Here is a 241-nt window from a genome sequence, read left to right on the forward strand (position 1 = left end):
GGTGTGGTGGTGGCGCCGTTGGTGATGAGCTGGGCTAGTAGTGGGGCGGGCACGGTGCCGCCGCCGATGAGGTGTCCGGAGCGTGGCGGTTGTGTGCGCGGGGTGGGTGTGGGGGTGCTGGGTGGCTGGGGGCCGTTACCGAATCGCGGATCGGTCGGGGTGTTCAGTGCGGTTTGGTCGGCGAGGACGTAGACGGTGACGTTGGTGGCGCGGGCGTCGCTGCTGGCGGCGGGGCAGTCGG

1 pseudogene is annotated in these 241 nt (G+C 71.4%); it reads right to left on the minus strand.

Annotated features, from left to right (window positions below):
• Positions 1–241 (minus strand): annotated as a pseudogene (locus LI94_RS24240) (hypothetical protein); the annotation flags it as partial.

This window comes from Mycobacterium sp. UM_Kg27 (assembly GCF_000972905.1).
Classification (GTDB): Bacteria; Actinomycetota; Actinomycetes; order Mycobacteriales; family Mycobacteriaceae; genus Mycobacterium.